17 protein-coding genes are annotated in these 15,118 nt (G+C 64.6%); 16 read left to right on the forward strand and 1 reads right to left on the reverse strand.

Annotated elements, in window-relative coordinates:
- Positions 1-1,056, reverse strand: coding sequence for a protein-glutamate methylesterase/protein-glutamine glutaminase (locus tag BM337_RS09745; RefSeq protein ID WP_089816392.1), 1,056 nt, complete (start codon positions 1,054-1,056; stop codon positions 1-3).
- 188 nt (positions 1,057-1,244) lie between these two features.
- Here BM337_RS09745 and BM337_RS09750 point away from each other — a divergent pair, with 188 nt between their 5' ends.
- From BM337_RS09750 to BM337_RS09825, 16 genes are all read left to right on the forward strand, one after another.
- A complete protein-coding gene (locus BM337_RS09750; protein ID WP_089816395.1) occupies positions 1,245-1,670 on the forward strand; it encodes a chemotaxis protein CheW in 426 nt (141 codons plus the stop codon).
- Positions 1,671-1,879: 209 nt separating this feature from the next.
- Entirely contained in the window at positions 1,880-2,605 is a 726-nt protein-coding gene (locus BM337_RS09755) for an RAD55 family ATPase (RefSeq protein ID WP_089816397.1), read from the forward strand.
- A 153-nt stretch (positions 2,606-2,758) separates the two neighbouring features.
- Positions 2,759-3,094: an ArsR/SmtB family transcription factor gene (locus tag BM337_RS09760; protein WP_089816399.1), complete on the forward strand. Its 336-nt coding sequence runs from the start codon at positions 2,759-2,761 to the stop codon at positions 3,092-3,094.
- A gap of 283 nt (positions 3,095-3,377) precedes the next feature.
- A complete protein-coding gene (locus tag BM337_RS09765; RefSeq protein ID WP_089817165.1) occupies positions 3,378-3,653 on the forward strand; it encodes a DUF7521 family protein in 276 nt (91 codons plus the stop codon).
- Positions 3,654-3,920: 267 nt separating this feature from the next.
- Positions 3,921-4,538: an archaellin/type IV pilin N-terminal domain-containing protein gene (locus BM337_RS09770; protein ID WP_089816401.1), complete on the forward strand. Its 618-nt coding sequence runs from the start codon at positions 3,921-3,923 to the stop codon at positions 4,536-4,538.
- 105 nt (positions 4,539-4,643) lie between these two features.
- On the forward strand, positions 4,644-5,204 hold the full coding sequence (locus BM337_RS09775) for a DUF7500 family protein (RefSeq protein WP_089816404.1): 561 nt from the start codon (positions 4,644-4,646) through the stop codon (positions 5,202-5,204).
- Between the two features lie 48 nt (positions 5,205-5,252).
- Positions 5,253-5,756 (forward strand): hypothetical protein, encoded by a 504-nt coding sequence (locus BM337_RS09780; RefSeq protein ID WP_089816407.1) that lies wholly within the window; start codon positions 5,253-5,255, stop codon positions 5,754-5,756.
- 22 nt (positions 5,757-5,778) lie between these two features.
- On the forward strand, positions 5,779-7,824 hold the full coding sequence (locus tag BM337_RS21115; protein ID WP_089816409.1) for a hypothetical protein: 2,046 nt from the start codon (positions 5,779-5,781) through the stop codon (positions 7,822-7,824).
- A gap of 107 nt (positions 7,825-7,931) precedes the next feature.
- Positions 7,932-8,291, forward strand: a complete 360-nt coding sequence (cheY, locus tag BM337_RS09790; protein WP_089816411.1) for a chemotaxis protein CheY — start codon at positions 7,932-7,934, stop codon at positions 8,289-8,291.
- Between the two features lies 1 nt (position 8,292).
- Complete coding sequence (locus BM337_RS09795; RefSeq protein WP_089816413.1) at positions 8,293-9,507, forward strand: chemotaxis protein CheC; 1,215 nt, start codon at positions 8,293-8,295, stop codon at positions 9,505-9,507.
- Positions 9,507-10,025 carry a chemotaxis protein CheD gene (locus BM337_RS09800; RefSeq protein WP_089816415.1) on the forward strand — a complete coding sequence of 173 codons (519 nt, stop codon included), beginning with the start codon at positions 9,507-9,509 and terminating at the stop codon, positions 10,023-10,025. The genes BM337_RS09795 and BM337_RS09800 overlap by 1 nt, the downstream gene beginning before the upstream one ends.
- A 272-nt stretch (positions 10,026-10,297) precedes the next feature.
- Complete coding sequence (locus tag BM337_RS09805; protein WP_089816416.1) at positions 10,298-11,812, forward strand: FlaD/FlaE family flagellar protein; 1,515 nt, start codon at positions 10,298-10,300, stop codon at positions 11,810-11,812.
- Positions 11,796-12,236 carry an archaellum stator protein ArlF gene (locus BM337_RS09810; RefSeq protein ID WP_089816418.1) on the forward strand — a complete coding sequence of 147 codons (441 nt, stop codon included), beginning with the start codon at positions 11,796-11,798 and terminating at the stop codon, positions 12,234-12,236. Before BM337_RS09805 ends, BM337_RS09810 begins: the two co-directional genes overlap by 17 nt.
- 1 nt (position 12,237) lies before the next feature.
- The gene (locus BM337_RS09815) at positions 12,238-12,687 is read left to right on the forward strand and encodes an archaellum stator protein ArlG (RefSeq protein ID WP_089816420.1); all 450 of its coding nucleotides are present in this window, start codon (positions 12,238-12,240) and stop codon (positions 12,685-12,687) included.
- The gene (locus tag BM337_RS09820; protein ID WP_089816422.1) at positions 12,684-13,445 is read left to right on the forward strand and encodes an archaellum protein ArlH; all 762 of its coding nucleotides are present in this window, start codon (positions 12,684-12,686) and stop codon (positions 13,443-13,445) included. The genes BM337_RS09815 and BM337_RS09820 overlap by 4 nt, the downstream gene beginning before the upstream one ends.
- Positions 13,445-15,118 carry a type II/IV secretion system ATPase subunit gene (locus BM337_RS09825; RefSeq protein ID WP_089816423.1) on the forward strand — a complete coding sequence of 558 codons (1,674 nt, stop codon included), beginning with the start codon at positions 13,445-13,447 and terminating at the stop codon, positions 15,116-15,118. Before BM337_RS09820 ends, BM337_RS09825 begins: the two co-directional genes overlap by 1 nt.

A 15,118-nucleotide genomic window follows, 5' to 3' on the forward strand; every position in this document is an offset into this window, starting at 1 on the left:
TCAGGTTACCTCCCGCGTGATCGCGTCGACGACGCCCGCGGAGACGTCACCGATGGGCAGGACGCTGTCGACACAGCCCGTCTCGACGGCCCGTTTCGGCATGCCGTAGACGGCGGACGTGGCCTCGTCCTGGGCCACCGTGTGCCCGCCGGTCTCCTTGATCCGACAGATCCCGTCGGCGCCGTCCTCGCCCATGCCGGTGAGGATCACGCCGACGAGCACGTCGTCGACGGTCGCCGCCGCCGTCTCCATCGTCACGTCGACGGCCGGCCGGACGCTGTTGACCGGCGGGTCGTCGGTGAGTTTGACGCGAAGTCGGCCGTTCCGGTAGTTCTTCACGCGCATGTGGCTGTCGCCGGCGGCGACGAGCGCCTCGCCGCCGCCGATCCGGGCCCCGTCGGTCGCCTCGCGGACGTCGTACGCACTCCGGGCGTCGATGCGCTCGGCGAACCGCCCGGTGAACCCCTCGGGCATGTGCTGGACGACGAGGACCCGCAGGTCCGCGTCCAGCGGCAGTTCCGAGAGCACGCGCTCGACCATCTTCGGTCCGCCCGTCGAGGAGCCGATGATGACCGTCGGGTCGGCCGCGTACGATGCGGCGGTGCCGGTCTCGGCGTGCGACCGGGACTCGTCCCCGTGACTTCGGGCGACGTCGACCTGGGCGACCGTCGTCACGATCTCGACGAGCTGGTCTCTCAGGCGCGACATCTCCATCGACACCTCGCCGCCGGGCTTGGTGAAGAAGTCCACTGCCCCCTTGTCGAGGGCCTCGAACGTCACGTCGGCGTTCTCGTCGGTGTGGGCCGACAGCATCACGACCGGCGTCGGGGAGTCGGCCATGATCCGTTCGACCGCCTCGATGCCGTTCATCTCCGGCATCTCGACGTCCATCGTGACGACGTCCGGTCGGTGGTCCCTGACGGCGTCGACGGCCTCCCGGCCGTTGCGCGCCTCGGCGACGACCTCGAGGCCGCCCGTCTCGAGGATGTCCGAGATGACGCTCCGCATGAAGTGGGAGTCGTCTGCGACGACGACGCTGGTACGACCACCGGTCATCGTCACCGACGACCCCCAGTGAGCACGGTCGACCGGACGGTCCTGGACGGATGCATTCGTACACCGAAGTCGGTCGGGGAACCGAAATAAAGACTCCGCCTACGTAATCAACTTTGATAGTCCGGAAGCCATCTTTAAGTCTCCCTGCGGGCTCTCCTCGGTACAGCAATCGAGCGGTTCAGGATACCATGTCAGGAACGAAGGGCCAGGTGCTCGAATTCGAACTGGGCGAGGAAACGTACTGCGTCAGCATCGACTACGTCACCGAGATCGTCGACGTCGGCGACCTGACGCAGGTACCGAACGCACCGAAACACGTCGAGGGCGTGATGGACCTGCGCGGGCGGACGACGTCCATCGTCAATCCGAAGACGATCTTCGACATCGACGGGGACGGCGCCGAACAGCGCGTCGTCGTCTTCGACCCCTCTATCGTCGCCGACCAGTCCGCCGCAGGCTGGCTCGTCGACGAGGTTTACCAGGTCGTCCAGGTCGACCCCGAGAACGTCGACGCCTCGCCCGGCCAGGGGAGCGGCGGATCGATACGCGGCGTCGTCAAGCGGGACGACGAGTTCGTCATCTGGGTCGACCCCGCGGCGGTTCACGCCGCCTGATAGTGGTGGTTGTAAGCCCGTACCGGCGTTCGACGTGGCCGGTGCCGGCGAACGCCGGTAAAAAGTTACAACCACCACTATGACTGTCTGATCCGCCGGCTCCGCCCGCGAACGCGCGACTCACCGCGTCCGACCATGAACAAGACTTTTTAACTCACCCGACACACCTCTACGCAATCCCCGAGTTGCGCGCTGTTACCGATTCAACTATGATAGAGCTCACAAAGACCGGCATCGACGGCCTCGACGAAATTCTCAACGGCGGTATCGTGAAGAACTCGACGACCCTGGTCAGCGGGAACCCCGGTGCCGGGAAGTCGATCCTCGGCCTCCAGTTCATCTACAACGGCGTCGACCAGTTCGACGAGAAGGGCATCTACCTCTCCTTCGAGGAGAACGAGAAGGACCTGCGCGAGGCCGCCGAATCGATCGGCTTCGACAAGTGGCCAGACTACGTCGAGAGCGGCGACATCAAGGTGTACGACAAGCAAGTGCTCCTCCGCGAGAACGACTTTTCCTCCTCGCTGGAACTCCTGCTCGACGACCTCGAGGACGACGAGTACGACCGGCTCGTGCTCGATTCGCTCGCGATGTTCGAACTGTTCTTCGAGACCGAGCGGGAGAAGCGCACCTACCTGCTGAAGTTCACCGACATCCTCCGGGAGAACGAGCTGACGACGCTGATGACCAACGAGCAGGGCGCCGTCTTCCCCGATACCGAGATCGGTCTGGAGAACTACCTCACCGACGGCAACATCTACCTCATCCAGACGCCGACGGACTCGGGCGTCAACCGCTACCTCTGGGTGGCGAAGATGCGCAAGCAGAACATCGAGACGGACATCTACCCGATGGAGATCGACTGGGGCGGCATCAACGTCCACGAGAACGCGAGCGCCTTCTCCATGATGGGTGAGGGCGACTCTCCGATATAGGGTCTCTAACCGGTTATTAATTGGAAAAACGGGACGTATCGGTCTCCTAATCTGGCCATGGGAAGGACTCGCGCCGAAGCGGCCATCCGCCAGTATCGGGCGGTATCACCGGCGATAGCTTTATAGTAGACAGAATATATCATTTGATAACCGATGGCTTCAGTGGATATTTTGCAAACGCTCGGGAACAAATACAGTGCCGAGATTCTCGACGCCACGGACGAGCCAGCCTCCGCCCAGGAACTCAGCGACGAACTCGGCATCCCGATCGCCACGTGTTACCGACGCATCGACGAGCTCACGGAACACGACCTCCTGGAACTGCACGACAACATCCTCTCGGACGACCGCCGGCGGATCAAGGTGTACCGACGGAACGTCGAGGAGGTCCGCGTCGACTTCGACGAGGAGCTGACGGTCCACATCGAGGAACGGACGGAAGTGACGAACAAGCTCGACGAGGCCTGGCGGACCCTCTCCGAGAGCTAAGCAGCCGCTCACGGCACCCGTATCGGGCGCTTGAGGAGGCTGGCACTCTCCAGGATATCCACCTCGCATCGTTTTTCATCTCTCCTCGCTCGTTTCTCGCGCGCGTACGCGCGGAAACTACATAAAATAAACAAGGACAATCGTGCCACGTCGGCAAGGCCGTCCCACCTCCGCCGGGTGAGTTTTCGACCCGCCCGAACGGAACCCTGTCTCCGATTATCACGCGGGATATTTTCGAGGGTGGATTTAATACTGGTAGTTCGAAACCAACTATTCAATGCCGATGATAGAAACGCTCTACGCGATATCCACGCTCGTCTTCGTCGTGGCGGGCCTCACGATGGTGGGGATGGCGATGCGGGCCTACGTCCAGACGTCTCGCCGCGCTATGTTGCACCTCTCGCTGGGCTTCTCGCTGGCCGTCGCCGGGGCGGCCGCGACCATGATCAGCGCGTTCATCACCGACTTCGACGGGGCCCGATCCCTGCTGTTCGTCAACAGCGGGCTCACGACCTTCGGGTACCTCTTCGTGATGTACAGCCTCGTCACGTACGACTGACTCTCGTCGACCGAACCGTCTCGACCTGACACAGCCAGACAGCCCGCCCCCTTCTCAGATATCGATCTTCGGAACGACAGAACCAGCCAATTCTGAATGGCTGTTTGAGACGTTCTATCGTCTATTATCGCTCGCTGATCCAAAGTTGGACACCACCACTATTTGTTATCATCCTCAATAACTGGCCAGATACCCTTATTAGGGGAAAGTAGAGAGTTGATAGCAGAGTCCGGACGGCATCGCGCCCCGGACGCATACGAGATAACCATGTTCGAGAAAATCGCAAACAACGAAGACCGAGGTCAGGTCGGTATCGGCACCCTCATCGTGTTCATCGCGATGGTGCTGGTCGCCGCGATCGCCGCGGGCGTCCTCATCAATACCGCCGGCTTCCTCCAGAGTAGCGCAGAAGAAACAGGCCAGCAGTCCAGTTCGCAGGTCACTGACCGGCTGCAGGTCGTGAGTACTGTTGGGTCAGTTGCTGACAATAGCGGCGACCCCGTCATCTCCGAAGTCGAGATCACTGTCAAACGTGCTCCCGGTGCCGATAACGTTGACCTCGAAACTACCATCGCTCAGTGGGTCGACAGCTCTTCTACGGCCGACCTGACCTGGGACGAAACCACTTCTGGTAATTACGACGCAGCTACGAACTTCACGAGTAGTACGTTCCAGGACGACGACAGCTCTATCAGCGAGAGTAACGTCCTAAACGACCCTGCTGACCGTGCGGTGCTCACCTTCAGCGCGGCAGACATCTCGAGCCCCGGTATCGACGAGGGTGAGACGGTCACCATCAAGCTGAACACCCAGTCCGGTGGTACGACCACCGCGACCATCAGCGCACCCGAGACGCTCTCCGGCAAGTCCACGGTCGCGCTGTAAACTGACGCCGCAGCTTTTCCGTTTTTTCACGTCACCCGATAGCACCAGCTGTAGCGCGCTCGAACGGGCGACGGAATTATAGCGGTGTATCACACACTGTAAGGCATGGCATCAGGGGAGGACAAACCGAACCCGGAGGATGGCCGCATCCTCTCCCCCGAAGAGCTCGACATCGACGACGACGAGCACGTCGAGCAGATCGACGACGGGCGGTACGTCGTCTCCCCGAACGTCCGGACCGACTCGACGGCGTCGGTCTCCCAGTCCGACCAGTCGCCCGACCGACCACGGGACGAATCCAGGACGCGGCCGGAGTTCACCGACACGTCGGTCCACCAGTGGCTCCACGAGAATCTCGAGGACACCAACTCGCAGTACGGCTTCGACGTCACGGCGAAGTTCGACGGGACGGTGAGCCAGCAGCAGCTGGTCTCGAACGACATCGTCACCGTCTTCGAGAGCCTGATGCTGTGGTACGCGCGCCAGGTCGACGCCGACACGCCGGTCGAGGAGGTGCTCGGTATCCTCCTCAGCGAGTCCAACGTTCCCGTGAAGTATCCGCCTTCTAGCGTTCAGAGTCTCGTCCGGACCGAGGGCCTCTCCCCCGAGGACTCCATCGCCGACCTCCTCGCGGCAGTCGGGGAGGACGGCGGTGTTCAACGCTGAGAATTGGGGCCGAACCTTTTAGCGCGTCTCCGGGTACCCTCTGACAAGATGGCGAGTTTGCGGAGCCTGGAGTGGGGTGTGGTCGGCCTGATCGTCCTCGCGCTCGTCGCGTCGAGCGCCGGGCTCGGGAGCGACGGCGTGGCCAGCGTCACTACGGCCGGGACGACGTCGGCAGTCGTGGGCGACGGAACGGCGGAAGTTTCGGTAGTATCGCTGCCAGGCGAGCGTCTGCGAATCGACGACGGCCGGTTCGGGACTGGTGTACAGTACCTCCGGATCCCCAACATCCGTATTCGTGTTGACGACGTCGACGGCGACCCGCGGCTCGTCTACCGCGTCGAGCTACCGGCGCTGGACGTCGACGAGGCGACGACGAAGTCCCTCACTGACCGGGACGGCCAGACGGTCACGGTCCGGGGCGTCGACCAGGCGTTCGATCCCGGCGACGTCACGGCTGACCGGTACGACGCGAGGGTCACCGTCAGGGTCCAGAGCTTCGAGGTCGACGAGACGGTCGCCTCGGTAAACGAAAGCGTGGCGGTGGAGCGATGATCGGCGTCGTGGTGGTGGCACGATGACCGACGTCGTAGCGGCAGTCGACCGGCATCTTGCGGACGAGCGCGACTGGCCTTCGTTCGCACACGACGTCGGCCGCGTCGCGTTCGGCGACCGGACCGGACTGGCGCTCTGGCTCGGGATGGTCCTCGCCCTGGGGCTGACCTGGCGCGTCGGCTTCTTCATCTCTGATTCGTACGCCATCGCGAACGCCCTGTTCAACGTCGCCGACGGCCGCCTGGCGATCACCGAGATCCAGTACTCGCTGACGCTGGGCTCCCAGCCCGGTCTGCACGAGTCCGGGGGTCGGCTCTACGGCCGGAACTACGGGCAGGTCTTCCTGGCGCTGCCGGTGGTCTGGGCACTCCAGGCGGCGACCGTTCTCGCACCGTTACATCTCGTCCTGGCCGCTGGCTGGAGTCTGTCTGTCCTCGCGCTCGCTCGTCAGGTCGCGACGCTCCTCGACCGGCCGAGCGTGCGAGGCGTCGGAATCGTGGTGGCGCTCGCGGCGTTCGGCGTGAACGTCCTCTCGCCCACGCCGCTCCACCCGGACCTGCTCCACCTGGTCGCATTGCAACTGAGCACGCTCCTGGCGGCCGCCTTCGGCGGCGTCCTGTTCTACCGGCTCGTCGGGGTGTTCCACCACCGGCGCGTGGCCGTCGCCGCAGGCGTCGCCGTCGTACTGGCCTTCCCCATCGGCTTCTGGGCGTCCATCCCCAAGCGCCACGTCCTGGTGGCGACGCTGCTGATCGGGTCGGTGTTCTGTTTCGCCCGGAGTCGCCAGGCAACCGGGCGGCGAGCCGACGTCGCCCTCGCGAGCGCGTACGTGTTCGTCTCCCTGGTCGCCTGGGTCCACGCGTTCGAGGGCCTCTTCGCGTTGCTTGCGCTCGGAACCGTCGACCTGCTCACTGGCGGGATCCGAGACCGGAAGCAACTCGCCGTCATCGCCTGTGGACTGATCGTCGGTCTCGCGCCGATGTTCATCACCAACCTCCTCATCGCGGGGAACCCGCTCGAACCGCCACGGATGCTGCCGAACCAGGGATCCGGTGGCGTCGAGCTGGCACCGTCTGGTGAGGTGCTCTCCACCGGTGGTGGGGGCGGCACATCGGGTGGTGGCAGCGGAGATCTGCTGGGCTCAGGTGGCGGAGGCGGGGGGAGTGAGGCAGGGGGCAGTGGTGGCTCCGGCGACGGCGACAGTTCGGGCGGCGGTGGCGGAAACCCACTCAGCGTTCTCGCTCCACTGCTGGCGCCGTTACTCGGCCCGCTCCAGGGTGCCGTCGACAATATCGGTTTCATCCTCGGGTTCGTCGTGTTGACGGTCAAATCCGGCCTTGCGGTCCTGTCGGAACCGGACCGCCTCTGGCACGTCTTCGGCCGGAGCGGCCGAATCCCCGGACTTAGGCACTGGATAAACCACCACGAGATGATCGACCTCACGGTCCTCGAGAGCGCGCCGCTGCTGGGTGGTCTCCTCGCGCTCCCCGCGGTGGTCTATCGGTCCGTCGTGGACCGGTCCGCGGAACGCAAGATTCCGCTGCCCTGGACGCTCTCGCCCCGCCGGCAGACGGACCTGCTCGTCGTCGCGCTCGGCGTGTTGCTGACGGTTATCTACCTGTCGCGGTTGCCGCTCTTCTCGATGATAACTGTCCGTTACATCGTCTACGCGTTGCCGTTCGGGCTGTACGGGGTCGTCAGGCTCCCGCCGGTCCACGAGGCGATAGCGCAGGCACCGAGACGGACCGGTGGGACGTACGTAGTGACGGTCGTCGGCGGTACCGCGGCGATCGTGGGTGTCCTCGCGTTCGCGGACGTCGCCGTCGGCGAGGCGATGCAGTTCCACGCGCTCGTCAACCTGGGAGCCGCTGGTCTCCTCGCGCTGACGGTTGGCGCCCGGGCATTCGTGCCGGTTCGGGTCCGGAGCAGGTGGGTGGCGACTGCTCTGGGCGTCACCGCAGGCGCGACGACGGCGTTCCTCTTCCTGGCGGGGGTCGAGTACTTCCAGTATGGCCAGTACGCGCTCGGTATCGCCCGGGAACTCTCGACAGCGGTCCCGCTGTTCTGAACGGGCCTGGTGTGGCCCGTTCGCCGCCGCCGTCGATCGAATATCAGCGCCGATAATTTAGAGGAAGAGTTTATCTGGATGATCACGGTATCCGATTAGTGATAGGCATGCCAGAGGTACTGATCGCGGACGATTCGGAGTTTATGCGCAATCTCCTCCGGGAGATTCTCGAAGAGGACCACACCATCGTCGGAGAGGTCGAGAACGGCGTCGAGGCCGTCGAGGTGTACAAAGAACAGACGCCTGACCTGGTGATGATGGACATCGTGATGCCCATCCGGGACGGCATCGAGGCCACCGACGACATCAAGAGTTCCAACCCCGACGCCAACGTCATCATGTGCACGAGCGTCGGGCAGGAAGAGAAGATGAAGGAGGCGGTCCGGGCCGGCGCCGACGGCTACATCACCAAGCCCTTCCAGAAACCCAGTGTGATAGAGGCCATCGAGGACGTCGTCCCTTCGTGAGATGAGAGTCGACATCCAATCGCTGGGGACGTTCAACCAGCTCGCACACGAGGGGGCCACGCAGGCGACCGAGTCGCTGTCGCAGTTGACTGGTATCGACGCCGTCGTGGACATCACGAAGATCACGCTGATGAGCCGCGCCGACGTCGGCGAGGAACTGGGAGACGACGAGTTCGTCGGCGTCCAGTTCGACTTCGACGGCGCGCTGCAGGGCCAGACGGTGCTGGTGTTCGAGTCCGGTTCGGTCGGGACGCTGATCGAAGCACTCGTCCCCGGCGGCGCCGACGGCGAGATGGCCCGGAGTGGCGTCGCGGAGATCGGCAACATCATGATGAGCGGGTTCATCGACGGCTGGGCCGACTACCTGGAGGCGACTATCGACCACAGCCCGCCCCAGTACATCGAACGGACTGGTGCCGACGTCCTTCCCGAGCCGCCCGCGAACGAGGATGGCGAACAGATCTTCGTGTTCAAATCGTCCATCGAGTGGGTCGGGGAGTCGGTGAGCTTCTACATCTACATGCTGCCGGAGTACGACCCGCTGGCGGGCCTGATGAGCGAACTCGGTGACCCCGGGCAAGACGCCATCCCCGTGGACAAGCTCGAAGTGTTCAACGACATGACCACGCAGGGAACGGAGAAGGCAGCCCAGAACGTGGAGATGATGACGGGCATCGAGACGACGGCGGAGGTCACCCAGATCAGTTTCGCGGCCATCGAGGACGTCCCCAGACAGATCGGGACGGAGACGTACGTCGGGACGGTCGTCGAGTTCACCGGGACCCCCAGCGGCTACCTGATGGTGCTGTTCGACGAGGTGTCGGCGCGGAACGTCGCCGACGCGCTCATGCCGACCGACGCCGAGGGGACGGACCTCACCGAAGCACACAAGTCGGCCATCGAAGAACTAGGAAATATCATGACAAGTGGGTTCGTCGACGGCTGGGCCAACGTCCTCCAGACGTCAGTCGAACACACGCCCCCGGAACTGGTCCACGACATGGGCCGGGCCATCGTCGACCCGCTCGCGGCCCAGGTCGGCCAGCACCAGGAACACGCGTTCATCATCGACTCGACGATGAAGACCGACGAGATCGAGTTCCAGAGCGAGATCCACGCGCTCCCGAACGAGGCCGAACTGCGGGCTGCCCTGGAGGCCCTCGACGTCGACCGCGCAGACGAGACAGAGGCGGACGCCGAACAGCTCTTCAAATGATGAAGGTATACGACGGGAGTACCACCGGTGGAAGCACCGAGATGCCGGCCGAGCAGAAGAAGGTCGGCATCGCGGAGTTCGAGGTGACCACCAGCGGGGCCGTGCTGACCACCAGCGGGCTCGGATCGTGTATCGGCGTCGCGCTGTACGACGGGACGGCCGAGGTCGCCGGGCTCGTCCACGTCATGTTGCCGACTGCAGAGAACACCGACGGGAACCGGGCGAAGTTCGCCGACACGGGCGTCGAGGTGCTCGTCGAGGCGATGGAGGACCGCGGCGCCGACCGCCGTCGCATCACGGCGAAGGTCGCTGGCGGGAGCGACATGCTCGACTTCTCGGAGAACGGCTCCTCCATCGGGTCCCGGAACCTCGATAGCGTCCGGGAGACGCTCGCGACGTTTTCGATCCCGATCGAGGGCGAGGACGTCGGCGGCGACCACGGCCGCTCGCTCAAACTCGAGGCGGCCACGGGCGACCTGGTCGTCAAGAGTGCGAGCCAGGACTCGACCACGCTGTAGCCGCTGAGAATCCTGGCTGGCGGGGATTCCGTAGGACGACTCTTCGTCTCGGCTGTAACGCTCCTGCAAGGTCTACCGGGCGCGGCCGCTCCCGATGGTGCCGGTTTCTCTCGACGATTCGGTACGGCCCGCGTTTCAGAGCGGCCGGATGCCGTCCGTCTGCCGCCCGTCAGACCCATCAGGGATAGTTGATGAATATCCGGCGAGTATATTATCAGGATTGATACGACGGCCGGAATGTTGAAGGGTAGGAGGTAGCATTGTAGTGGATAATGAGTAGTACCGCGATTGTCCCGGCACTACAGGTGGCTGTCCCCGGGGGGACCGCTATCGCGCCCGCCATTATCATCTTGCTAACGAGCGGGCTCGTCGGGATGAGTATCAAGAACATGTTCGACTCCATCCTCTCCGACGAGGACGACGGCGACGCTGCCGGCGGGGACGAGATGGCCGACGGCGGTGGGCTGATGGCCGAAGACGGCGACGGCGACGACGACTTCGGCGACCTCGGCGGTCTCGGTGGCGACGAGGGTGGAGACGAGCTGGACGGCTTCGGCGGTGACGAGTTCGGCGACATGGACGACGCGGCCGGCGCGGACACCGACGAACTCGAACACCGCCTCGACGAACTGGAGAACGAGGTCGGGTCGCTGTCCTCGACGGTCAGCACGGTCCGGACGGAGAACGAGCAGATCAGCGAGTCCGTCGACGAAGTCCAGGAGAACGTGCGGAAACTGCTGGACATCTACGAGATGGTCACTCGCGGTGTGAACCCCTTCGCCGACGACATCGAGGCCGGGATGGGCGGCGGCATGGGCGGGGAGAGTTCCTTCGGCCTCTTCGACGACGGCGACGACGGCGGGAACGAGGAGGAGGACATCGACGACGGCATCGCCAACGCCGACGCCGAGGGCTTCTTCGACGAGGACCTGGTCGAGGACGACGCCGACGCCGGCGACAGCGTCGACGACATGTTCGGCGACGACGGCGGCGACGACGCCTTCGAGGACGACGGCGGCAGCTTCGACGAGGAGTTCGAGGACGACTTCGACGACGACGGCGGCGACGGCGGCGACGGCGGCAAGTCGTTCCAGGAGCTCAAGGACGAGTACGACTCCGGCGACGCCGAGTGGGCAGACGGCGAAGCCCCCGACGACGAGGGTGGCGACGACTTCGACGATGGCCTCGAGGGCGACGAGCTGTTCGAGGAGGACGACTTCGAGGACGAGAGCGACGACGACGGCCTGGAAGGCGACGAACTGTTCGAGGACGACGGCTTCGAGGACGAGGAGTTCGGCGACGTCGTCGACGAATCGACGGCCGACGACGAGCCGACCGCGCCAGAAGCGGAACCGGGCGCTGGCACCGACCAGCCCAGCGCGACGGACCAGTCGGCCGAGACGGCGACCGAATCGGAGACCGCTGCTACGGCGGATTCGGCCGCGACTGACGGCGGGAAGCCCTACCTCGCCACGCTGCCGTCGGGCTTCGCCAGCGACCTCATCGTCGTCGAGTGGCTGGAGTTCCTGCTCCAGCAGGCCGGCCACCGCGAGGCCGCCCGCGCCATCGACTACTACGAGACGATCGACTGGATCGACGAGGACGTCGCGGCCGACCTGCAGGAGGTCCTGCGCGGCTTCGACGACGTGGGCGGCGGCGACGGCGGCCTGACCATCGACCACCACACACGCAGTCTCCAGTACATCAGCCAGCTCGACGACGACAGCGGCCAGGCGGTCGCCCTGTCGAAACTCGTGGGTGGAGGTGCCGATGGGCTTCAGCGTTAGCGGCTCGGCGGCGATCATCTTCGCGGCGATGTTCGTCGGCTTCGGCATGTTCCACTCGGCCACCGTCAACGGGTTCGAGACGGTCTCGGACGCCCAGGAAGACCGGACCGACCGGACCCTGGTCCAGCAGAACACGGAGATCGAGATCTGGTCGGCCACCTGGGACAGCGGGGCCGGCGAGCTCACGGTTCGCGCGAACAACACCGGATCGACGGAGCTGTCGGTCGACGACGTCGACCTGCTGGCGGACAACGCCTACGTCAGCGGGTACGCCACGTCGGTCGACGGGGACGGTGCGACGAACCTCTGGCTCTCCCAGGAGACCCTGGCGATCACCGTGACGAGCCTCGACAGCGACCCGGGCCGGATCAAGCTGGTCACCGGGCCCGGCGTGTCCGCGACGCGAACGACGGAGGTGGCCTGACGTGGCGAGCGTCTCCGCCTCCCACCTGATCCTGTTCATCGCGAGCATGGTCATCGCCGCCAGCGTCGCCGGCGTGTTCACCGACACGGTCGGGCGCCTCGGACAGGCGATATCCGACCAGGGTCTGGACGTCTCCGAGAACGTCCGGACCGACGTCGAGATCATCTCCGACGCCGGCAGCGACGCCGTCTACGACGACGCGACCGGCAACATCACGCTCCACGTCAAAAACACCGGTTCGGAGACGTTACCGCCGCGGGCGGACCGGATCGACCTGTTCGTCAACGGCGTCTTCGAGACGGACGCCGAGGCGACGCTGATCGGGGGCGGCGACCAGTGGCGCCCCGGCGACGTGGTGCGACTCGACATCGACCACCCGCTCGACAGCGGCGACCACCGGGTGAAGCTGATCGTCAACGCGGACGAGGAGGTGTTTAAATTCCGAACATGAGTGTCGCACGCAACGACCTGTTCTCGCTCGGACTGGACGACCACGACCGACTGAACGCCGAACTCGGCGGCGGTATCCCGCCGGGGAGCATCATCCTCGTCGAGGGTGACTACGGAGCCGGGAAGTCGGCCATCAGCCAGCGGTTCGCCTACGGCCTCTGCGAGGAGGGCAACGACGTGACGATGCTCTCGACGGAGCTGACCGTCGGGAGCTTCCTCGACCAGATGCACTCGCTGTCCTACGACGTCGTCGACCACGTCCTCAACGAGAATCTGCTCTTCCTCCACGCCGACATCGGCGACGGAAACACCTTCTCGGGCACCGAGGAGGAGGGTGAACGGAAACAGCTCCTCAAGCGGCTGATGGAGGCCAAGGTGATGTGGGAGTCGGACGTTATCATCGTCGACACGTTCGACTCCATCCTCCGGAACGACCCCAAGTTCGAGGCGCTGGTCCGGCAGAACGACGAGCGCCAGGCGGCCCTGGAGATCATCTCCTTTTTCAGGGACATCATCTCGCGGGGCAAGTGCGTGATGCTCACCGTCGACCCGTCGACGCTGGCCGAAGAGGCCATCGGGCCGTTCCGGGCCATCGCCGACGTCTTCCTCGAACTGGAGATGGTGGAGGTGGGCAACGACGTTCGCCGGCAGATCAGCGTCAAGCGCTTCGCCGGCATGGGCGAACAGGTCGGAGACAGCGTCGGATACTCCGTTCGCTCGGGGACCGGCATCGTCATCGAATCACGGAGTGTGGCCTGATGACGGACCACGGACGACCGAAACCGTCGGACGAACTGCGGCAGGTGGCCGCGCGGCGCCCGCACCTGCGGGACCACCTCAAGAAGTTCAAACAGATCACCGGCGAGTTCCCCAAGTACATCGAGGAGGCCGACAGCAAGTACGAGTCCCACCGGCCGAACGTCCTCTATCCGGTCGGTGGCCCGATCTACTGTCACATCTACGGCGACCTGGGCCAGGAGATGAAGTACTACGCCATCGAACCGGAGCTGGACCAGGACGAGCAGGTCGTCTTCCAGAAGGTCCGCAACAAGCTGCTGGAGAAGTCGGTGACGAAGGCCGCCCCCCAGAGTGAGGCCGAGTACGACGACCGCATCGAGGAACTGCTCCAGGACTCGACGAAGGTCCGCGAGGAGAGCGGCAACAGCGGCGTCCTCACCCGGCTCGCCAACCTGGGCGCCGTCGGTAAGGTGGAGGTCGACGAGCGCACCTACGAGAACATCCTCTACCGGCTCAACCGCGACATCGTCGGCCTCGGCCCGCTGGAACCGGTGATGCGCGACCCGGCGAACGAGGACATCCACGTCATCGGCCGCCAGGAGTGCCACGTCGACCACGAGGTGTACGGCATGCTGGAGACCACCGTCGAGTGGCCCAGCGACCAGGCCTTCGACCAGTGGCTCCGGAACATGGGCGAACGCATCGGCGACCCCGTCTCCGACTCCGACCCCATCGTCGACTCGACCCTGCCCGACGGCTCGCGTCTCAGCCTGATCTACTCCGACGACGTCTCGCTGAAGGGGCCCTCCCTGACTATTCGCCAGGGCGTCGAGACGCCGCTCTCCATCTTCCAGATTACCAAGTGGATGACGCTCTCGCCGGAACTGGCGGCGTACCTCTGGCTCTGCCTGGAGAACGAGCAGACGGTGTTCGTCGTCGGGGAGACGGCCTCGGGGAAGACGACGACGCTGAACTCCATCATGTCGTTCATCCCCTCGGACTCGAAGATATACACCGCGGAGGACACCGCCGAGGTGCTGCCGCCCCACAACACCTGGCAGCAACTGCTGACCCGGGAGGGCGAGGACGAGGGGACCAGCGTCGACATGTTCGACCTCGTCGCCGCCGCACTCCGGTCCCGTCCAGACTACATCATCGTGGGTGAGGTCCGTGGCGAGGAAGGTCGCATGGCGTTCCAGGCGGCCCAGACTGGCCACCCGGTCATGCTGACGTTCCACGCGAGCGACATCGTCTCGATGATCCAGCGCTTCACCGGCGAACCGATCAACGTCCCCGAGACGTTCATGGACGTCGCCGACGTCGCGCTGTTCCAGAACCGCGTCAAGCAGGGCGACAAGGTCCTGCGCCGCGTCACCTCGGTCCAGGAGATCGAGGGCTACTCCAAGGAGATGGACGGGGTCGTCACCCGCCAGGCGTTCTACTGGGACCCCGTCGAGGACGAGATCGTCTTCCAGGGGATGAACAACTCCTTCGTCCTCGAAGAGCAGATCGCGACGCTGCTGGGCTACGAGGACACGCGTGACATCTACAACGAGTTGCAGTTCCGCGCGAGCATCATCGAGCGGGCCATCCAGGAGAACATCCTCGGCTACCACGAGGTGAACGAGCTCATCGAGAACTTCCAGCGGGACGGCGTCGAGGGCCTCCCGTTCACCATCGCCAGACCCGACTGA

The sequence above is a fragment of the Halomicrobium zhouii genome, from assembly GCF_900114435.1.
Lineage (GTDB): Archaea > Halobacteriota > Halobacteria > Halobacteriales > Haloarculaceae > Halomicrobium > Halomicrobium zhouii.